General features: G+C 67.6%; 21 protein-coding genes and 1 pseudogene. 13 read left to right on the forward strand and 9 right to left on the reverse strand.

All coding sequences use genetic code 11. From position 1 onward, the window contains the following. Nucleotide 1: 1 nt before the first annotated feature. Both NI2_RS33765 and NI2_RS12280 read right to left on the reverse strand, forming a co-directional pair. A complete protein-coding gene (locus NI2_RS33765) occupies nucleotides 2–409 on the reverse strand; it encodes a GNAT family N-acetyltransferase (protein ID WP_133734135.1) in 408 nt (135 codons plus the stop codon). Between the two features lie 451 nt (nucleotides 410–860). Beyond that, complete coding sequence (locus tag NI2_RS12280; protein WP_067489854.1) at nucleotides 861–1,526, reverse strand: hypothetical protein; 666 nt, start codon at nucleotides 1,524–1,526, stop codon at nucleotides 861–863. 174 nt (nucleotides 1,527–1,700) lie between these two features. On the opposite strand from NI2_RS12280, the gene NI2_RS12285 reads away from it, so the two are divergent. Then, on the forward strand, nucleotides 1,701–2,264 hold the full coding sequence (locus NI2_RS12285) for a hemerythrin domain-containing protein (RefSeq protein ID WP_067489857.1): 564 nt from the start codon (nucleotides 1,701–1,703) through the stop codon (nucleotides 2,262–2,264). A 13-nt stretch (nucleotides 2,265–2,277) separates the two neighbouring features. Here NI2_RS12285 and NI2_RS12290 read toward each other — a convergent pair whose 3' ends face one another. The 3 genes from NI2_RS12290 to NI2_RS12300 form a co-directional block, all read right to left on the reverse strand. Then, the gene (locus NI2_RS12290) at nucleotides 2,278–3,147 is read right to left on the reverse strand and encodes an alpha/beta fold hydrolase (protein WP_067489860.1); all 870 of its coding nucleotides are present in this window, start codon (nucleotides 3,145–3,147) and stop codon (nucleotides 2,278–2,280) included. Nucleotides 3,148–3,277: 130 nt separating this feature from the next. Next, complete coding sequence (locus NI2_RS12295) at nucleotides 3,278–3,862, reverse strand: hemerythrin domain-containing protein (protein ID WP_067489864.1); 585 nt, start codon at nucleotides 3,860–3,862, stop codon at nucleotides 3,278–3,280. 15 nt (nucleotides 3,863–3,877) lie between these two features. Further along, complete coding sequence (locus NI2_RS12300) at nucleotides 3,878–4,768, reverse strand: manganese catalase family protein (RefSeq protein WP_067489867.1); 891 nt, start codon at nucleotides 4,766–4,768, stop codon at nucleotides 3,878–3,880. Nucleotides 4,769–5,270: 502 nt separating this feature from the next. Between NI2_RS12300 and NI2_RS12305 the strand changes: the two genes are divergently transcribed. Continuing rightward, nucleotides 5,271–6,254, forward strand: coding sequence for a coiled-coil domain-containing protein (locus tag NI2_RS12305; RefSeq protein ID WP_243750005.1), 984 nt, complete (start codon nucleotides 5,271–5,273; stop codon nucleotides 6,252–6,254). Nucleotides 6,255–6,265: 11 nt separating this feature from the next. After that, nucleotides 6,266–6,451, forward strand: a complete 186-nt coding sequence (locus NI2_RS12310; protein WP_067489870.1) for a hypothetical protein — start codon at nucleotides 6,266–6,268, stop codon at nucleotides 6,449–6,451. Nucleotides 6,452–6,474: 23 nt separating this feature from the next. Here NI2_RS12310 and NI2_RS12315 read toward each other — a convergent pair whose 3' ends face one another. Both NI2_RS12315 and NI2_RS33070 read right to left on the reverse strand, forming a co-directional pair. After that, complete coding sequence (locus NI2_RS12315) at nucleotides 6,475–7,527, reverse strand: N-acetylmuramoyl-L-alanine amidase (protein WP_067490360.1); 1,053 nt, start codon at nucleotides 7,525–7,527, stop codon at nucleotides 6,475–6,477. Between the two features lie 3 nt (nucleotides 7,528–7,530). Continuing rightward, nucleotides 7,531–8,199: pseudogene (locus NI2_RS33070) on the reverse strand (DUF1906 domain-containing protein); the annotation flags it as partial. A gap of 233 nt (nucleotides 8,200–8,432) precedes the next feature. Here NI2_RS33070 and NI2_RS12320 point away from each other — a divergent pair. From NI2_RS12320 to NI2_RS12350, 7 genes are all read left to right on the forward strand, one after another. Continuing rightward, nucleotides 8,433–9,188, forward strand: a complete 756-nt coding sequence (locus NI2_RS12320; protein WP_067489873.1) for a prolipoprotein diacylglyceryl transferase — start codon at nucleotides 8,433–8,435, stop codon at nucleotides 9,186–9,188. Continuing rightward, nucleotides 9,185–9,565 (forward strand): hypothetical protein, encoded by a 381-nt coding sequence (locus NI2_RS12325; RefSeq protein WP_067489876.1) that lies wholly within the window; start codon nucleotides 9,185–9,187, stop codon nucleotides 9,563–9,565. Before NI2_RS12320 ends, NI2_RS12325 begins: the two co-directional genes overlap by 4 nt. Before the next feature lie 5 nt (nucleotides 9,566–9,570). Beyond that, the gene (locus tag NI2_RS12330) at nucleotides 9,571–11,112 is read left to right on the forward strand and encodes a radical SAM protein (protein WP_067490363.1); all 1,542 of its coding nucleotides are present in this window, start codon (nucleotides 9,571–9,573) and stop codon (nucleotides 11,110–11,112) included. Further along, a complete protein-coding gene (locus NI2_RS12335; protein ID WP_243750004.1) occupies nucleotides 11,109–11,384 on the forward strand; it encodes a hypothetical protein in 276 nt (91 codons plus the stop codon). Before NI2_RS12330 ends, NI2_RS12335 begins: the two co-directional genes overlap by 4 nt. A gap of 70 nt (nucleotides 11,385–11,454) precedes the next feature. After that, nucleotides 11,455–12,897 carry a S8 family serine peptidase gene (locus NI2_RS12340; protein ID WP_084476374.1) on the forward strand — a complete coding sequence of 481 codons (1,443 nt, stop codon included), beginning with the start codon at nucleotides 11,455–11,457 and terminating at the stop codon, nucleotides 12,895–12,897. Nucleotides 12,898–12,905: 8 nt separating this feature from the next. Beyond that, the gene (locus NI2_RS12345; protein ID WP_067489882.1) at nucleotides 12,906–13,550 is read left to right on the forward strand and encodes a maltokinase N-terminal cap-like domain-containing protein; all 645 of its coding nucleotides are present in this window, start codon (nucleotides 12,906–12,908) and stop codon (nucleotides 13,548–13,550) included. A gap of 30 nt (nucleotides 13,551–13,580) precedes the next feature. Continuing rightward, a complete protein-coding gene (locus NI2_RS12350) occupies nucleotides 13,581–14,786 on the forward strand; it encodes a GNAT family N-acetyltransferase (RefSeq protein ID WP_067489885.1) in 1,206 nt (401 codons plus the stop codon). A gap of 4 nt (nucleotides 14,787–14,790) precedes the next feature. On the opposite strand, the gene NI2_RS12355 is transcribed toward NI2_RS12350, so the two are convergent. Both NI2_RS12355 and NI2_RS12360 read right to left on the reverse strand, forming a co-directional pair. After that, nucleotides 14,791–15,279, reverse strand: coding sequence for a DUF6640 family protein (locus NI2_RS12355; RefSeq protein WP_067489888.1), 489 nt, complete (start codon nucleotides 15,277–15,279; stop codon nucleotides 14,791–14,793). Then, a complete protein-coding gene (locus NI2_RS12360; RefSeq protein ID WP_067489891.1) occupies nucleotides 15,276–15,869 on the reverse strand; it encodes a TetR/AcrR family transcriptional regulator in 594 nt (197 codons plus the stop codon). Before NI2_RS12360 ends, NI2_RS12355 begins: the two co-directional genes overlap by 4 nt. 192 nt (nucleotides 15,870–16,061) lie before the next feature. Between NI2_RS12360 and NI2_RS12365 the strand changes: the two genes are divergently transcribed. The 3 genes from NI2_RS12365 to NI2_RS12375 all read left to right on the forward strand — a co-directional run bounded on the left by NI2_RS12365 (nucleotide 16,062) and on the right by NI2_RS12375 (nucleotide 18,158). Continuing rightward, complete coding sequence (locus tag NI2_RS12365; protein WP_067489896.1) at nucleotides 16,062–16,694, forward strand: TetR/AcrR family transcriptional regulator; 633 nt, start codon at nucleotides 16,062–16,064, stop codon at nucleotides 16,692–16,694. Between the two features lie 11 nt (nucleotides 16,695–16,705). Then, nucleotides 16,706–17,353: an enoyl-CoA hydratase-related protein gene (locus NI2_RS12370; RefSeq protein WP_067490367.1), complete on the forward strand. Its 648-nt coding sequence runs from the start codon at nucleotides 16,706–16,708 to the stop codon at nucleotides 17,351–17,353. 211 nt (nucleotides 17,354–17,564) lie between these two features. Then, complete coding sequence (locus tag NI2_RS12375) at nucleotides 17,565–18,158, forward strand: DUF308 domain-containing protein (RefSeq protein WP_067489899.1); 594 nt, start codon at nucleotides 17,565–17,567, stop codon at nucleotides 18,156–18,158. Nucleotides 18,159–18,189 lie beyond the last annotated feature (31 nt).

Raw genomic sequence — 18,189 nt, forward strand, 5'->3', positions numbered from 1 at the left:
CTCAGAGAAGCGCGATGTCGGTGTTCGTCAGCCCTGGCGGATCAATTCGGATTCGCTTCTCGAACCAGTGGTCCGCCAGCGGATCGTCGCCATAAGCCGCGATTTCGGCGTATCCGCGCAGGGCATACAGCCTGCGGGCCTCGACCAGATCTTGACGAGTGTTGAGCCGGATCCTGTGCGCGCCCAGACGGCGAGCGATGTCCTCGGCGGCGTCGAGCAGCACCGCGGCACCGCCCTCTCCGCGCGCGTCCGGCCGAACGAACATCCGCGTGAGCTCCATCGTGCGGGTATCGAGACGCCGCAGACCGACACAACCGGCCGGCTCACCACGTCGGCGTGCGAGAAGCAGCAATCCGGTCGGTGGCCGCAGGTCGTCGCTGTCGTGACCCTGCGCGAGGTGCCTGTCGATCTCCGCGTCTCGGCGAACAACCCGAGTGCGTGTGTGCGTGACAACGCCCTTTCACACGCGTGATCGGCTCCGATATATACGTACTGATCCCACCCGACGTGGACCGTGAACACGTCTTCCACTTCCAAGCGGCACCAGGCGCCGTTGTCGCGAAGCATCGCGCGAACCAACTCCAGGCCGACTGCTATCGGTATCTCCGCTCCATCGTGGAATCCGGCGAGGTCGGGTGGGAAGAGCCCCGGCCAGACCAGGGGCATCGACAGCGGCGATCTGCGGTTCCCGGATCGCCGGCCGGTCGACGCCTGCATCGTCGGCGAAGGCGGCCACTGCCCGCAGGTAGGCGGATTCGACCGCGCCGTGGTCGCTGTCGGTGTCCTCGGCGCCGAGATAGCGGCCGTGCTCGTCTCGATCGTCGGGGTCGTACTTGGTGACCCGGTAGGTGTAGAGCACGTCACCGCCCAGCTCGAATCGGCGCGGGCCCGCCGGTGGCCCGGCTGTCGGCAGCCGCCCTGCCCACCAGGACCAACTCGGCTCCGGTCAGTGCCGCGATCATGATCGCCTCGCCGACGTTGCCCAGCGGGGGACATGCCGCCCCCGCGCCGGAAGCCACGACCAGCAAGACGATGCCGATCAGGGGCAAACGCAACCGCTCGTTGCGCCACAACAACACCGTCGCGGTGAACAGTACGGCGGAGACCACGAGCGCGGGGATGGGTATCGCCGGGTGTTCCGAGCCGTAGCGCAAGGTGTCGGCGAATGTTCGTGGCACGAGCCGCACATGGGCCAACTCACCGAATACACCCCACATCACCAGCAATCCGGTGAGAACAAACGCGGCACGTCGCCACCACAGCCCGGCATCCATCCGGTCGACGGCCCACAACACCAGCAGCGGCGTGAGCAGCGCGTGACCGATGAATCGGCCGATACTCAGCCCGTGCAGCACCGCTCCTTCACCGATCAGCGCACCGAGCCCGAAAACGGCTGAGTCATAAGCTATGCCGACGCCGACCACACCCAGCACGAGCACGCGTGGCCGTCGCGCTGCACGCATCCACAGCAGTCCGACACACAGCAATTCGATACCCGCGACCACGAGCAAGGAAAAGGACACCACAGCACAGCTCTCCAGAAATCGCGCACGTCCGCGCCGGACGGTCGCTGCCACGCTATCCGACACCGAACGCAGGCAACCTGGCTATTGTTGGCGACAGCGGCGGTCTGTAACCGCCTCCGCGTTCGATAGCCCAGTGACCTGCGATGACTGCCTGATTCGAGCCAGGAGGAATGCGTGGATATCACCGAATTGATCCTCGACGACCATCGCGAGCAACGGCGGTTGTTCGCGATTCTCGAGCAGATAGACCCGAAGGACGTCGATGTTCTCGCGGCGATCTGGGAACGGCTCGCGGCCTTCCTCGAACTACATGCCCAGGCCGAGGAGGAGATCTTCTATCCGGAACTGCTTCGCGTCGGAATTTCCGCACGCCGCACCCGCCGGGTGGAGGACGAAACGCTCGACGCGATCGGTGACCACAACGACATCCGCGATGCGGTAGGAGAGGTGGCACGTCACAAGGTCGGATCGCCCGAGTGGTTCGCCGCCGTGGCGGCCGCGAACACCGCGAACGGCGATCACATGGCCGAGGAGGAACGCGAGGGACTCACCGATTTCCGCCGCCTCGCCGGCCTCGGCGAACGTCACCGGCTCGCCGTCGAATTCGCCGCGTACGAGGCGCGCCATTATGCGGGCGTGCGCCCCGTCGACAAGGATCCCGAAGGATATGTGGAGGCGGTGGAGGAGCAGTCGGCGACCTGGTCGAAGGGGTCTTTAGGTATCGGCCCGATGCGGTGAGTGAGGTCGTCGCTCAGCCGAGCGGGTCGACGACTTCCCGGAGAATACGGGCGAAAGCCTCCGGCTGGCCCGGATAACCGGACTCGGGACCGGTGAAACCACCGTGATGGCTGGGGAAGACAACCGGTTGCACGCCGAGTCGGTCGGCCAGCGCCGACGAGGTGCGTTCGGTGACAGTGCCCAACGATTCCTCGCCGTAGCCGACGACGATGCGGGTCGGTGCCGCGGTGAGCGCGGCGATATCGGCGCAGTAGGCGAGGGTCGGCCGGGAACGCTCCGACAGCAGCGGGTGGTCGCGGGCACCGTCGTCCTCGACCGGCAGGCCGAACATCGCGGGATCGGCTGCGGGTGCGGCGAAGTAGTCGTCGGTGAATTCGCCCTGCCAGGAGGTCATCGCGATGAAGGTCGCCATGCCCGCACCGAATCCGTCGGCCGCGTACGCGGCGCGGTATCCGTCGGCCGCGCGTTCGGCGGCCGGGGCATCGGGAAGAACGGTCAGCAGCGGCGGTTCGTGCGCGACCAAGGTGGTCACGTCCTCGGGGTGCGCGGTCACCAGCGCCAATGCGACGATGGCACCACCGCTGCTGGCGAAGAGCTCGACCGGGCCCGCGCCGAGAGCCTCGATAACAGCATGGACGTCCTCGGCGTGAACGGCGGGGACATTGTCGACCTCACGGTCGGAACGGACGCTGCGCCCGAGCCCACGCGGGTCGTAGGTGACAACAGTGCGATCGGGGAAATGCGCGGCCAGCGCGGCGAACCCGCCGGCATCCATCGGAAGACCGGTCATCAGCAGCGGCGGTCGCCCGTCAGCGGTGGGGAGCGGACCGTGCACGTCGTAGGTGAGCGTTGCGCCAGGGGTATCGAGCTTGTGTGTGGTCATGTCCGTATTGACGTGCCGCAAGACGAGAACTCATCGGCCGGACCGGATCTTCGAAGCAGTCCTCGGAAGTCGCAGTGCCCCCGGCGCCTTCTCTGGGCGAGACGGCGCCGGGGGCGTACTGGTTACGACGTCACGGCCTGGGCGGCCGAGGCGGTTGATCGTCCTTGCGGCCGGTGACCGCATCCCGCACCTTGTCCAACACCGCTGCCGCCAAGCCCGCGGTCTTCTGGACAACGGAGCCCGACGGTGTGTTGGGGTGTGGCCGTGTCGGCGCGGCCCGCTCAGCCTGCTCCATCTTCTCTCCCAGCGCCTCCCTGACCTGCGCGGATTCGGCATTCTCGAACAGCGGCCACACCTGGCTCTGCTCGAACTCGATATGCTCGCGGATCGCGCTCATCACCTCGGTCAGCGCCTGCTCGAATGCGCGCTCGCCGGGTTCGGAATTCTCGATCCGCTGCAGCAGGCGCTTGGCCGCGTCCTCCTGCCCGATCGCACGGTCGGCGAGTTCGTCGCCGTCGGGTACGACCCGCCGGACTTCGGGCCAGAAGAATTGCTCTTCCACCGCTTCGTGCCGCGAGGAGGCGATGACCAGACTGGTGGCCAGACGACCACGCGCGTCGAGTTCGGCCGCGCTGTTGCCGCGGCCGCGCTCGAGCGATTCGATCATCCCGAGCACGCTTTCGTGATCCGCGCGCAGAAACGACAACACGTCCATGAGTAGCTCCTCGGATCAGGCCGGACTGTGCTGTTCATGGGTGAACGGTTTGCTCCCCGCGACGGCGGGGCTGCCGTCGGGATTGGCGGTGGCGCCACGGTTCTCCCGCTTGTCCGTGCCGAGCCAGTCGTTGACCGGGTCCTGCACGTACTGCCATTCCACGCCCTCCGGCCACGGACCCCTGCCCTCGTTCCACGGTCCGCGCGCACTGGCGTCGCCGTTGGACATATTGAAGGCCAGGTTCTGGAACCGGTCGTCGCCGGGCTGGGCGCCGGGAGGGAAATTCACCGGCAGGTCGTTGAGCGCCGCGGTGAACTGCTGGAAGTGGGCTACCTCGCGGGTCATCAGGAACGACAGGGTGTCCTGAACGCCGGGGTCGTCGGTGAACTGCTTGAGGTACTCGTACACGATCTTGGCACGCGATTCGGCGGCCAGATTGCTCCGTAGATCGACCGAGGGCTCGCCGTTGGAGTTCACGTAGGCGCCGCTCCACGGCACGCCGGCGGAGTTGCCGACATCGGGTCCGCCGCCGCGCAGCGCGAGGAACAGCGGATCGGTGGCGACCTGGTGAATGGCCTGCTCGCGGCCGTCGCTCGACGCGATGACGGGCATCCAGTCGCAGTGCTCGTTGGCCTGTTTCAGGTCGTCGTTGAGACCGTCGAGCAGCATCGTGATCATGGAGCCGACGATCTCGAGGTGACTGAACTCCTCGGTCGCGATGTCCATGAACAGGTCGTACATTTTCGGGTGCTTCCGCCGCAGCACGAATGCCTGGCTGAAGTACTGCATGGCGGCTTTCAGTTCTCCGTTGGCGCCGCCGAACTGTTCCTGTAGGAGAGTCGCGAAGCGGGGGTCAGGGCGTTCGACCCGCACCTCGAACTGCAGATCCTTGTTGTGGACGAACATCGCACTCCTCACACGTGGGATGGGTTCGGTCTCTGCCGCCTACCCACGCCGCACCGCCGGAAACTCCGGTGTGCCCGATCGTGTCGCCGCGCCTGCGGACTTAGGGTGCACAGTTTTCAACCAGTAACGTCGCGCTTCGTTTCGTCGCGCGCTACCAAACGTAAACGGAATCCGAGGGAGTCGAATGAGACGAATCTCCATCCCTAACCGCCGATAATGTTCACTTATCGGCGGTCAGAACTACATTCTGAAGAATCGAGACTTGCAGGGGCGACACGTAATTCGTTTCGTGCAATACGTGACGCAGAAACGAAACAAACGCTACGATTCAGTCGTGTCGAGCGTCTGCAACTACCCAGGATGTGCCCGCCCCATCACCCGCAACGGTGGCCCCGGCCGACCGTCGGAATACTGCGACCACCCCGACCACACCCGATGGCGCGCGTGGCGGGAAAGGCAACGACAGCAACAAGAGTCGGCAGGTGGGGGAGAAACCGTCACTGTGACGGCTGCGCAAGGGCCGGTGACCGTCGCGCGGTTGCGAGCCGACGAGCTGCTCGGGCAATTCCGTGGGTTGGCCGAACAGCTGGGAACCACGCTGAACGCCGCGGTCGCGGAACTGGCGACCATCGGTGACCCGTCGGTCGCCGAGGCGCAGGTCCAGGCAGTGCAGGCGGATGCCGCGCAGCGGATCGCCGAGGCGGACGTGAAAGTGGTAGCCGCCGAACAGGCGCGGCGGGAGGCGGAGGAAGCGCGAGCGTACGCGGAATCGGCCGCCGAGGACGCGGCAAGTGTGGCCGAGCAGGCCGAGCAGCTCATCACCGTCGCGCAGACCGCTCGCGACGAAGCGCTGGCCGAACTGGAGCGCCTCACCAAGCAGGCCGCCGACGACGTGTTCGCCGCCCGCAGCGCCGCCGAAGCACAGGTGCGTCAGGCAGAACGCGACGCCGCCGAAAGAATCGAACGCATCCGCGAAGAAGCCGCCGAGGAGGTGGCGCGCGCCGAGCAACGCGCTGACACCGAGGTCACCCAGGTGCGCCGCGACGCCGAAGCCCGCATCAACGCCGCCCATGCCGAACGCGACCTCGCCGTGCAGCGGGCCGCCGATGCCGACCGGGCGACCCAGCGGGCCGAACTCGCCGCCGCCGAACGGGTCGAAGCCGCCAACGAGGCCCGCGAGGAGTGGCGCCGAGCCCGCGCGGAATTGGACACGACCCGCACCGAACTCGACCACACCCGAAGCGAATTGGCGGAGCTGCGGCGCACCACCGCCACCGAGGCCGAAGCCCGCCGCGTCGAATCCGAAGCGGCACTCGAGCGGGTCAGAGCCGAAACCGCCGAACGCCTCGCCGCCCTCGACGACGCCCGCGCGCAAACCCTGGCCCGCGCCGAACGCGCCGAACGCCAACTCGACGAACTCCTCGCCGCCACCCGGTCCACGGATACGGCCGGGGTATCGGCAGCGGCGATCGGCACACTCGACTAGCGTCAGCGCACATGACCGAGCAGCCCGGACCCTTGGAGACGACCCGCGAATTCGCGGCCGTCGACCTCGCCGACATGTTGAACGACGACGACACCTACACCGGACCGTCGTCCCGCACCAGAATCATCGCGATCGTGGTGGTCGCGGCCCTACTGCTCGGCGCCGCGGCCACCACCCTCGCCCTACTTCTGGCCTGACCCCGCCGACACCTCGGCCCGCGCTACGCGGGCCGGTCCAGCGGCGTGTCCGGATCCCCCGAGTGCCGCAGCGCGATGATCTGCCGCGGCGCCCAATAGATCCGCCCGAACTCGAACTCCTGATACCGGCCGTCGTCGTGGGCGACCTCGTCGGACGCCGGCCAGCCGAGTTCGCCGTTCTCGAAACCCGATGCCCGCCAACGTTCACCGATCGCGCCGTGTACCCGGTAGGCGGGCTGCCCGGCGCGCCGGTAGATCGCGCCGCCCTGAAACGCCTGCGCCACAGCGGGTCCGGTGCCGCGCGGGTCGGGCAGCTGTGCGTGTTCGGCGATCGGATAGCCGAGCGGCCCAGCCTCCCAGCCTGATTCGGCGTACTTGGCCATGATCGCCGTCGGGATCGCATAGGCACCGGTGGACGGGTGCCAGTACACGTAGCCGTGTTCGAACTCGGCGAAGCGGCCGAGCCCGTCCGGTGTGGCGACCTCGCCGTCGGTGCGCCGGGCACCCAGCCACGGCGAGGCGGCTGCTCGATCGTCGATGGCGTTGGGACGCGCACCCGCGAAACCCGCCACGTGCGAGGCGAAGACGTCCCAGGGAAAGCTCGGCCCCACATCGGTATGCGAGCCGATACCGAGTGCCCTCGTCACATAGTTGTGGTCGCTGATCCCCTCGGCCACGTGGTACGGGGGTGCGATCACCTGGGTGGAGTACCCGTGCCGGTGGGCGCTGCGAACAGCGAGGTAGGCCGCGATCCGCAAGTCACCGTCGATGGCCAGCCACTGATCGCGTGACCATGCGACACGGCTCCCCGCGAAACACAAATTCACCGTGAAGGGATTGGCCGACAACACCGACCAGGCGGCCAGCTCCTCGGGCACCACCCGCGCCGCCACGCCGTCGCGCAGCGTGTAGTGGTACGACACCCCGTTGGACGGGTTGTTGAGGTAGGCGGCAAGGGATTCGGCGGTGCCGTTGCCTTCCTGGGTGTGCAGCAGGAAGTTGGTGATGCGGGCGCCCTCGCGCGGTGAGTGCGACGGGCCGAGGCGGTCGAGCTCGGTGAACTGCGGAATCGTCACGGAACGGTCCTTACTCCACTGGCCGAAATCGGGGGCGAGAATGTCGTTGACGTCGACGTGGGCGCCGTCGATGAGCGGCCCGGGATTGCTGGGGGTGTCGATCACCCGCTGGTACAGCACCGCGCGTGGTTCGCGTTCGGTTCCCGACCACGCGCGCGTCTGCCAGGCCCAACTGAATTCGCCGCGGGTGCCGATCACCCCGTCCTCGATGGCCCACGCACACACCCGCGAGTGCCCGTAGATCCCGGTCCACGCCACGCCGAGCACCGCGTTCACCCCGCGGAAGAACTCGACGGCGGTGGTGTTCCACTGCGCCAGCGAGATGTCCTCGTCGACCGCGAAGAAGATCGGCGCCTCGCGTGGTGCGCCGAGACTCAGATGGGTGGCAAGGGCCTGTTCGGCCATGCGCCTGCCACCGTCGAACCCGGTGGTCCAGTCCGAGGGAGTCGGGTCACCCGGTTTGCCGTACTGCCAGATCGACACGATGTCGAGCCCCGCCGCCGCGAGAGCCCGGGCGTAGTCGGCGGTGATCGGTTTTGCCCCGAAATTCGCACCGGGTCTGCTCGGCGACACGTAGGCGAGCACAGCCGAATGACCTGCTTGGGCGATGGCCGCCGGTTTGATGAGCCGCGCCGCGAAATCGACAGCGGTAGACATGATGACCCCCTGCATGACTGCGTATCCGATGGAATTCCGGGAAATGGTGGAACTACCGAGATGATTCACGCTTGTACCGACAACCGGCACGGGGTGACCGAGGAACTCACCCTGGAATGATTCTAATCGAAACACTCACTGCGGCATCCTCATTCACCGATGCCTGGAGAGTACCCAGATCCGGGTCCGATCAGACGCGCGTAGTTTCACTCATCCGCGCCGCGCTACCGGACGGCTAACCTTTCGCCATGGTGCCAGAGCTGTACTGGGGGATCCCGGCGCACGGGTTCTTCGTCGCGCTCGGCGTCGCTGTCGCGGCCGTGGTTTTCGTCGCCGAATGCCGACGCCGTGACGCACTGCGCGAGGAGTCGCTGGTCGCGGTGACCGGTGCGCTCGTCGGTGGGGCGATCGGCATGCGGTTGTCGAGCCTGGCCGAAACCCTCGATCCACTCGAGAGCTGGCTCTTCGGTGCGCGCAGTGTGCTCGGTGGCCTGCTCGGCGCCTATGTGGGTGTGCTCGTCGCCAAACGGATCATCGGCTACCGTGAACGCACCGGAGACCTGTTCGCCCCCGCTGTCGCGCTCGGGATGGCTGTCGGGCGCGTGGGCTGCCTGCTCACCGAGGCACCCGGTCGCCCGACCCGATTACCGTGGGGCATCCACGCTCCGGGCACCGTGCCCCAGTGTCCCGGCTGTGCGGCCGGTGTAGCGATGCATCCGAGCTTCGTCTACGAAATCCTGTTCCAGCTCACCGCGTTCGTGACGCTGTGGTGGCTACGTGACCGCATCACCACGCCCGGTGAGCTGTTCACGCTCTATGTCGGCGCGTATGCCGTCTTCCGGTTTCTCGTCGAGTTCACCCGCGCCAACGACACGGTATGGCTGGACCTGACTCGCCCGCAATGGTTTCTGCTCCCTGGTCTCGTCCTGGTCGCGATGCGTCTGAGCATCGGCTGGCGGCGCGGGTACTACGAGGGCGTTCTCCGACGAAAGGTCGCGGTATGAACTACCCGCCCGCACCACCACCGCCACCGCCCGGGGCGAATCCGCCGGGGCAGGGTGGCCAGGTCGCCGCGATGGCGGTCGCCGGTGCGCTGTCGTTCATCGGTGTCAACGCCATGGCGGGCTTCGTCGTGCTGATGCTGGCCGCCTCGACCGCCGACGCCACCGCCGCCCGCGTGCTGTTCGGGCTCGCCGCCCTGGTGAGTGCCGGGGCGGCGTTCGGCGGTGGGTGGGCGCTGATCCGGTTGCGTAAGCCCGTGTGGAAGGGCTTCGGGCTCGGCCTGATGATCGGCTGGGCGTTGACGACAGTGTGCACCGCCGGGTTCTGCACCGCGGTCAATCCCTACCTGTACACCGACACGTTCGGAATGGCGCCGTGACCGGGATGCCGCTGCGCGGCGACCGCATCCTGCGCTACGTCACCGCGTTCTGCCCACACTGCCACGACGACCGTCCGCTGCCGGAGGTCGCACGGTTGTCGGGGTGGTTGGCCGAACGCGACGGTCAGGTGTGGCTCGAACGCGGCTGCCCGCGTCACGGCATGGTGCGCACCCTCTACGACGAAGATCCCGAAATCCTGGCCTATCTCGAGGAGTGGACCGCGCCGACCAAGGCCCACCGTCCCGATGTGCCGGGCAATTTCGACCCGGTGCCCGCGGCGTATCTGCGCGGTCTGCCCGAGATGCAGACCCAGCACACCTGCATCCTGCTCGAGGACATCATCGACAGCTGCAACCTGCGCTGCCCGACCTGCTTCGCCGATTCGTCGCCGGATCTGCGCGGAGTCGTCGCGGTGGAGGACGTGCTCGCCAACGTCGATCAGCGGTTGGCCAGGGAAGACGGGCGCCTGGATGTCCTGATGCTCAGCGGCGGCGAACCCACCCTGCATCCCGAGCTGCCCCGGTTGTTCGCAGAGCTGACCGCCCGGCCGATCACCCGGATCCTGCTCAACACCAACGGCGTTCGCTTGGCCGTGGACGACGAGCTGCTGGCCCTGGTCGGTGCGCATCGCGACCGGGTCGAGGTGTACCTGCAGTACGACGGCGAATCGGCTCAGGCTTCACGTCATCATCGCGGTGGTGATCTGCGGCTGCGGAAACAGCAGGCACTGCAGCGACTTTCGGAAGCAGGGGTGTTCACGACCCTGGTGATGACCGTGGCGCTCGACGTGAACGACGACGAGATCGGTGCGGTGCTGCGTACGGCGATGGACACCCCGTTCGTCGGTGGCGTGTCGATCCAGCCCCAATTCGGTTCCGGCCGTTCCGGAGACATCGACCCGATGCGTCGCCTCACCCATACCGGTGTGTTGCGCAGGCTCGGTCCGCAAACCGGCGGTCAGGTCACCTGGCGCGACCTCACCGCCCTGCCGTGCTCGCACCCGCACTGCTGCTCGGTCGGCTACCTGCTGCGCGACGACGCCGGACAGTGGCGCTCGCTGGTGTCGCTGATCGGCCACGACAGGTTGAAGTCGCAACTGGGACTGGTGTCGAACCGCATCGCCGATACGGATCTGCCCGCCGAGCTGCGGGTAGCGGTGCGTGAGTCGCTGCTCGGGCTGTTGTCGGAGCAGTCGTCGCTGTCGCATCCGGAGATCGGGAAGGTGTGGGAGAACATCTGTCAGCACTGCGACCTGGGGATGTCGACGTTGCTGACGCTGGCGTCCTCGGCGCTGCCCGGTCGGCGCGCACGGCTGCGGAAGCTGCTGGGACAGCGGGTCGTGCGGGTGACGGTGAAACCGTTCATGGACATCTCGACGATGATCGAGGAACGGCTCACCCAGTGCTGTGTGCACGTCGGCACCCGTTCCGACGCCGACCAATGTGCCCCGTTCTGCGCGGTACAGGCCTGGCCGGCACTGTCCCGGCAGCGGTTGCCGGTGGCAGCCCCGGCCGGGCGGAACCTGCTGCCGATGGAGGTGCGGTGAGTTCGGAGCGTGGCGTCTACTACGAGGAAGCGGTGCGCGCGCGTCCACCGCACGACCCGCTGACCCTGTGTGTGGTGGCGACCGCCGCACTGCTCACCTGGTTGTTCGGTCCCTGGGCGGTCGCCGCGTTCGGTGCGCTGGCGTTCGCCGGTTACTGGCGGGCATGGCGGGCCGGACTGCGGCGCGGCCGGTGCTGGTTGCGCGATACCCGCCTGGTGCTGCTGTATGTGGGTGCGATCGCGGTGGCCGGAGCAGTGGCCGTGGTCATGTGATCGGCGTGTCGCGAAAGCTGATGCGGCACAACGGTGGCGGTGTGCGCGCACGCCCTGTTCACTGGTAGCCATGGCCTCCACCCGATCCAGCAGGCAGCGCAACTCGGGGACGCCCGCGCCCGCCGTGTCGCCTGCGGAACTGATCGTCGTCACCGCCCCGACCGGGCCCGATCTGACACCGGCCGCCCTGCGTGAGAACAGTGCGGTGCGCGGTCGGGTAGACAATCTGCTGCCCGGCGACGCCCATCTGGTGCCGATCTTCGGACCGGGCAACCGGCTCGCGGGCAAACTCGCCGACACACCGCAGGCCGCGCAGGCCGGTTCCTACCTCGGCTATCACCGAGTCGTCGGCGCGGTCGGGGACTTGACCGAGGTGGCCGACCGGTTGCGCGCCGAAGACACCGTCAGCGCGGCGTACGTCAAACCCGCCGCCGAGCCGCCGCTCGCGCCCGGCACGACCGTCGCCCGTGCCCCCGAGGCACCATCGGTGACCCCGGACTTCCGCAGCAGGCAGGTGTACCTGGATGCGGCGCCGAACGGGATCGACGCGACCTGGGCGCATACCCGCCCCGGTGGTCTCGGCACCGGCGTGCGGGTCATCGACATCGAGGGCGCGTGGCGATTCACCCACGAGGATCTGCGCCACAACCAGGGCGGGATCATCGGCGGAACGGCGTCGACGGACCGGGGTTGGCGCGACCACGGCACGGCGGTGGCGGGGGAGATCAGCGGCGATCTGAATCCGTTCGGCATCACCGGTATAGCGCCCGAGGCGCACATCCGGGCGATCTCGATCTTCGGGATCGGTTCGGCGACGGCCATCCGTTCCGCCGCCGACACACTCGACCCCGGTGACGTGCTGCTCATCGAACTGCACCGGCCCGGACCCCGATTCGACTACCGGGCGACCCCGGATCAGCGCGGCTACATCGCCGTCGAGTGGTGGCCCGACGATTTCGCCGCCGTTCGCTACGCGGTCGGGCGCGGCGTGATCGTGGTGGAAGCGGCCGGCAACGGTGCGGAGGACCTGGACGCACCCATCTACGACACCCGACCGGCCGACTTTCCCGCCGATTGGCGAAACCCGCTCCATAACAATGATTCCGGCGCGATCATCGTCGGCGCCGGCGCACCACCGCCCGGACTGCACGGCCGTGACCACGGCCCGGCGCGCTCCCGCCTGGACTTCTCCAACTACGGCGCCCGCCTCGACGTGCAGGGCTGGGGGCGCGAGGTGACCACCACCGGTTACGGGGACCTGCAGGGCGGTGACGACGAAGACCTCTGGTACACCGACGAATTCAGCGGCACCTCGAGCGCGTCACCGATCGTCGTGGGCGCGATCGCCGCCTATCAGGGCATCCGGTCCACCGGTCCCGGCCGCGCCACCCCCGAATCGGTTCGCGCCTTGCTGCGCACGACCGGCTCACCCCAGGCCGCAGCCCCCGGCCGCCCGGTCACCCAGCGCATCGGCTCGCTGCCGGACCTGCGCGCGATGACGGCTCGGATGTAGCCTGCGATATGGCGATCGTTCACCAGACCACCCTGACCCCGAGCAAGCTCGAGCTGCTCGAAGCATGGTTGCCGACACGGCGGTGGTATCGCGGCACCACCCCGCGCCTGAGCAAGGCGGGCGGTTTCCGGCTCGACGATCCCGACGGCGTGGTCGGCATCGAATTCCTGCTCCTGATCGATGACTCGGCCACCGGCCCGCAGCTCTACCATGTCCCGCTGACATACCGAGGCGCGCCACTGCACGGCGCCGACGAAGGCTTGGTCGGCACCATGGAACACGGTGTCCTCGGACGGCGATGGGCCTACGATGCCACCCGGGATCCGGTCGCGGTGAACGCTGTCGTCGACCTCCTCGCCGGCCGGGCGACCGCCCAGGCCCAGAACTACAGCGACACCGTCGACTCCTCCGTGGAGGTGCGTCGGGTCGACGTACCGGACAACTCGGTACAGCCGCTCGACACCGACACCCACACCGACCTCCCGGTGTCATCGGAGCTGACGCTACGCATCCACCGCCTCCCCGTGGACCCGCTGCCCGATGCGGTGGGCGCGGTCGCGGCACCGTATGTCCTTGCCGGAGTGCGTCGCTCGGTGGTGGAGGTGGTCAGCGTGCGGACGCGCGCAACGGCGCCGGAGGAAAATCAGGTGTGATCGGCGGCCCGGCGTGGGAGGGTGCGGTGCATGACTTCGGTGCAGACGATTCGGGTACGGGAAGCCACTCGCGCGGACGCGGAGGCGATCGTGCTGTTGCAGGAGACCGGATTCGGGATGCGGTATGAGGAGGCCGAGCTCGAGCACAAGCTGCGGATCTTTCCGGTGGAAAGGTCGTTGGTGGCGGTCGACGGAGATCGGGTCGTCGGGCACACGGTCGACATCACCATGAGCGTCACGGTGCCGGGGGAGCGCAGCGTGCGGGCTTGCGGCGTGTCGGGCGTGGCGGTGGCGCCGACGCATCGGCGGCGCGGCATCCTGCGCGCCCTGTATGCGGCGCAACACGAACGCACCGAGGCGGACGGGCTGCCGCTGACGATCTTCACGGCCAGTGAAGGCTCGATCTACGGCCGGTTCGGGTACGAGACGGCGATTTTCGACAACACGGTGGTCGTGGATCGGCGCAAGGCGGAGTTCCGCCCCGGCACACCGGATCCCGGTGGCGTCGTGCTCAGCACCCTCGCCGAGGCCGCCCACCACATCCGTGCCGTCTACGACCGATGGCAAGCCCGCACACCCGGTGCCCAGCGGCGTCCCGACGCGAAATGGGACCTCGTCTTCACCGATCCGCAACGCCATCGCGGGAACGCCACCTCCCTGTTCGTGCTGCTCCACGCCGATGGCTACGTCCTGTATCGCCGCCGCTACGACGACCGCAAATCGGCCGTCGTCGTCGCCGAATGGCGCGCCGTCACTACGGAGGCCCACATCGCACTGTGGCGGGTCCTGCTCGGCATGGATCTCGTCGACACCGTCGAAGCCAACGTCGCCGACGACGACCCGCTGCCCTATTTCTTGACGAACCCGCGCGCCGTCCAGCTGACCAACCGTGGCGATTCCCTGTGGGCCCGCCTCATGGATATCCCCGCGGCCCTCACCGCGCGCACCTACCGCCACGACCTCGACGCGGTCATCGCGGTCCACGATCCTTTCCGCGACGCGGGCGGCACCTTCGCCCTGCACATCCGCGACGGTCACGCCGAATGCGCCCCGACCACGCGCCGCCCCGCCCTGACGTGCGACATCAACGTTCTCGCCGGCCTCTACTTCGGCGCCCACCGAGCCACCGCCTACGCCACCGCCCATCGCCTACACTCCGAAAACCCCTCCGCCCTAGCCGCTTTCACCGAAGCCTTCACGACACCGCGCGCGCCCGAACTGGGCTGGTTCTTCTGAATCTTCACGCCCCGAATTCGCCTCGATCGGAGTCAGCACGCCTCGGTTCCGCTGCCGCGCCCGGTCGTTGCCTGGCGGCGAGCGCAACGGCAGCAAGCAGGAGGGCCAGCAGGATCAGCGACAGGAGTATCTGGGGGTGCAGGCCGAGTGCCGACGGATTGTCGAACTCAGGGTCCTGGATGGCCGTGCCGGGGAAGAGCAGTGCGCCGAGGAGCGCGAGCCACGGAACGGCGAGGACCGCGCAGGCCCAGCCGAGCGTGGGAAATCGGTCGCCGCCCCGTCGCATCAGCAGAACCAGTGCGATGACGCCGAGCAACAGCGACATGACGATGTATTGGGCATCGTGGAACTTCGCGTGTGGGGGCCAGGCGTCGTTTCGCAGGTGTTGTGCCGCGCCGACCGGGATCAGGAAATCAGCGAGTAGCGCCCCGAATATCGTGGCGAGCGCGACGACTCCGGCGAGCAGGCGGGCGGCGTTTCCGAGCGGGATCATGAGTGTCCTTGCAGGCGTGGGCTTTGGGGCTGGTGAGAGCGCAGGAATTCGTCGACGACGCGACGCACGTAATCGAGATCGAACGTTCGATGGGCCACGAGCCGACGAAAGAACAACGGGCCGTGCAATTGATCGACGGCGAGATCGATGTCCAGTCCCGCCGGTAGTACGGCGCGAGCGATGGCATCGGCCAGGATCGCGCGAACCGCTCCGGTTCCGGACCGGTACAGCCTCACCTTGACCTCCGCGAAACGCGGATCCACTCCGGCTCTTTCGATGATGACGCGCATGGCCTGTTCCATCACCGGTTCGTGGAGCATCGCGCGCGTCACGGAAAGCACGGCGAGCAGATCTGCGCGTAGGTCGCCGGTCGGTCCGGGCCGCACCGCCGCGATATGCCCGGCAACCGCATCGCGGACGAGATCGGCCGGTTCGGGCCAGTGCCGGTACAGCGTGGCGCGGCTGACTCCGCTGTGGGCCGCGACCGCGCCGTGAGTGAGCCCCGCCAGGCCCTGTTCGACCAGCAGTTCGCGCGCTGACGCGAGGGCGGAACTGCGGCTGCGCTCGACGCGCGGATCAGGTGGTCTCATTCGACTCCGTTTTGCGATACAAGCTGTTTCACAACTATGAAACAAAATGTATCAGAACGACGCCGAGGCGTCGATAGTGGCCATATCGGAGTGATCGCTCTCTATTCGCCCCCTTGTCTTTGTCACTAAAGGAGCTTTGGGGCCACTGCCTTGTGGATTGTTACAGAGCGCATGCTCTGTTAATCTCGGTTCATGCCGCGCCCCCGGATACACGATCTCGATCACCTGCTCGATGCCGCCGAAGCAATGGCCGTCGACTCCGGTCCCACTGCTGTCACTGTGCGGGCGCTGTCGGAGGCGACCGGTGTGTCGAACGGGGCGATCTATCACGCCTTCGGGTCACGCGCCGGGCTGTTAGGGCGCACCTGGCTGCGCGCCGCGCAACGGTTCCTCGAGCTGCAACGTCGAGCTGTCGACCGGGCGTTGGCGACCAGTTCCGCGCCGGAACATGCGATCGAAGCGGTGGTTGCGGCCGCCGATACACCGGCTGAATTCCTGCTCGAGCACCCGGTGTCGGGGCGTTTCCTGTTGACCGTGTCCCGGCAGGAACTGCTCGGATCGAGCGAGATCCCCGGCGACATCGCCGAAGAACTGCAACGGCTCGACGACCTGCTGACCGGACTGCTCGTCGACCTGGCGCGCGGCGTCTACGGGCGGGGCGATCGGGAAGCGGTGACCGTTGTCCGCGATTGCGTGGTCGAACTGCCGACCGCCCTGCTGCTGCGTGGCCGCCGCGACCCCGAAACCGCAGTGCGTCAACGGCTTGCCGCCGCCGTCCGCGCCGTTCTGGCCCTACCCCTTGACGACTCCACCCCCAAGAAATGAGAGGCAACACCATGACCGCGACAGTGCATTACGAGGACAAGATCGCCGTGCTCACCCTCGGCGACAACGAAAACCGGTTCTCCCCGGACTGGATCGACCGCGTGAACGCCCAGCTCGACACCATCGAGCAGGAAGCGCAGGGCCTGATCACCGTCGGCAGCGGCAAGTTCTATTCCAACGGGCTCGACCTGGAATGGTTGATGGCCAACGGCGACCGAGGCGAATGGTACGTCGGCCGAGTTCAGGAACTGTTCGCCCGCATCCTCACCTTCCCGCTGCCGACCGTCGCCGCCGTCAACGGCCACGCCTTCGGCGCGGGCGCCATGCTGGCCATCGCCCACGACTTCCGCATCATGCGTGCGGACCGCGGCTACTACTGCTTCCCCGAGGTCGACATCGACATCCCCTTCACCCCCGGCATGGCCGCTCTCATCCAGGCCAAACTCGGCCCGCAGGCCGCGGTCACCGCCATGACTACCGGTCACCGCTTCTCCGGTCAGGATGCCCTCGCCGCCGGCCTCGTCGACGCCACGGCCACCGAAGTCGAACTCGTCGCCGACGCCGCCACCAAGCTCACCCCCATCCTCGGCAAGAACCCCGCCACCCTCGCTGCCATCAAGAACACCATGTACGCCGCCGTCACCACGGCCCTACGCTGAGACGAGACCAGAGGATGCCGACCACGACCACCGAGGCGGCAGCACCAACCTCGCGCTCTGGAACACGCTGCAACGACTGAATTGGCCGACGAACCCCACCGAACTCGTCGTCACTTTCTACATCCTCGACGGCGAACGCACGACGACCGTAGGTGGCGCCACGCCACGGTGGTTGAGGCGCACCGGGGCTCGTCGGGCATAGGCTGGCGGCATGTCCTTGACCGACGGGGAGGGGCAGCACAGCGGGGGGACCCGGCAGGCGGTGGTGATCGCGGGCGGGGCGTCGTTCGTGCTCGGGGTGGTGACGTTGCTGTGGCCCGGGCGCGACGAATCGACGTTGGCACTGATTTTCGGGATCGCCCTGGTGATCAGCGCGCTCGTGCAGGGGTTCCTGGCGTTGTGGGCGCGGATCGGGTTCCTGCTTCGGGTGCTGGTACTGGTGAGTGCCGCGCTCACGTCCGTGCTGGCCGTGCTGGCGTTCAGTGGTGGGAACATAGAACTGCTCGCGCTGTGGATCGGGCTCGGGTGGACGGTGCGGGGGATCGTGCTCGCACTCGTCGCGGTGTGGGACGACGATCGCGCCGACAGCTGGACTGCCGAGCTCTGTGGGCTCGGCACCCTCGCGATCGGGATCACGATCATCGCCATGACCTTCAAGACCGTCACTGGCCTGGCGACGATGACCGGCGGCGGACTGATCGTGATCGGCGTGCTCGACCTGCTCGCCGCCGGTATCGTGCGGGCCACACACACCGCCACCGCGCCCGCCCCGACGGTGAACACACAGGCCGTCGCCGACCGCTGAGATCCAATCCCGCACCCGCAGTGCGCTTTTC

The organism is Nocardia ignorata NBRC 108230 (genome assembly GCF_001612905.1).
In the GTDB taxonomy this organism is placed as follows: domain Bacteria; phylum Actinomycetota; class Actinomycetes; order Mycobacteriales; family Mycobacteriaceae; genus Nocardia; species Nocardia ignorata.

Coding starts and splice junctions, on each gene's coding strand:
- NI2_RS12350 (WP_067489885.1), top strand. CDS start 13,581: ATGACTTCGGTGCAGACGATTCGGGTACGGGAAGCCACTCGCGCGGAC.
- NI2_RS12290 (WP_067489860.1), bottom strand. CDS start 3,147: ATGACCACACACAAGCTCGATACCCCTGGCGCAACGCTCACCTACGAC.
- NI2_RS12300 (WP_067489867.1), bottom strand. CDS start 4,768: ATGTTCGTCCACAACAAGGATCTGCAGTTCGAGGTGCGGGTCGAACGC.
- NI2_RS12330 (WP_067490363.1), top strand. CDS start 9,571: ATGCCGCTGCGCGGCGACCGCATCCTGCGCTACGTCACCGCGTTCTGC.
- NI2_RS12345 (WP_067489882.1), top strand. CDS start 12,906: ATGGCGATCGTTCACCAGACCACCCTGACCCCGAGCAAGCTCGAGCTG.
- NI2_RS12360 (WP_067489891.1), bottom strand. CDS start 15,869: ATGAGACCACCTGATCCGCGCGTCGAGCGCAGCCGCAGTTCCGCCCTC.
- NI2_RS12375 (WP_067489899.1), top strand. CDS start 17,565: ATGTCCTTGACCGACGGGGAGGGGCAGCACAGCGGGGGGACCCGGCAG.
- NI2_RS12365 (WP_067489896.1), top strand. CDS start 16,062: ATGCCGCGCCCCCGGATACACGATCTCGATCACCTGCTCGATGCCGCC.
- NI2_RS12325 (WP_067489876.1), top strand. CDS start 9,185: ATGAACTACCCGCCCGCACCACCACCGCCACCGCCCGGGGCGAATCCG.
- NI2_RS12370 (WP_067490367.1), top strand. CDS start 16,706: ATGACCGCGACAGTGCATTACGAGGACAAGATCGCCGTGCTCACCCTC.
- NI2_RS12295 (WP_067489864.1), bottom strand. CDS start 3,862: ATGGACGTGTTGTCGTTTCTGCGCGCGGATCACGAAAGCGTGCTCGGG.
- NI2_RS12310 (WP_067489870.1), top strand. CDS start 6,266: ATGACCGAGCAGCCCGGACCCTTGGAGACGACCCGCGAATTCGCGGCC.
- NI2_RS12340 (WP_084476374.1), top strand. CDS start 11,455: ATGGCCTCCACCCGATCCAGCAGGCAGCGCAACTCGGGGACGCCCGCG.
- NI2_RS12355 (WP_067489888.1), bottom strand. CDS start 15,279: ATGATCCCGCTCGGAAACGCCGCCCGCCTGCTCGCCGGAGTCGTCGCG.
- NI2_RS12320 (WP_067489873.1), top strand. CDS start 8,433: ATGGTGCCAGAGCTGTACTGGGGGATCCCGGCGCACGGGTTCTTCGTC.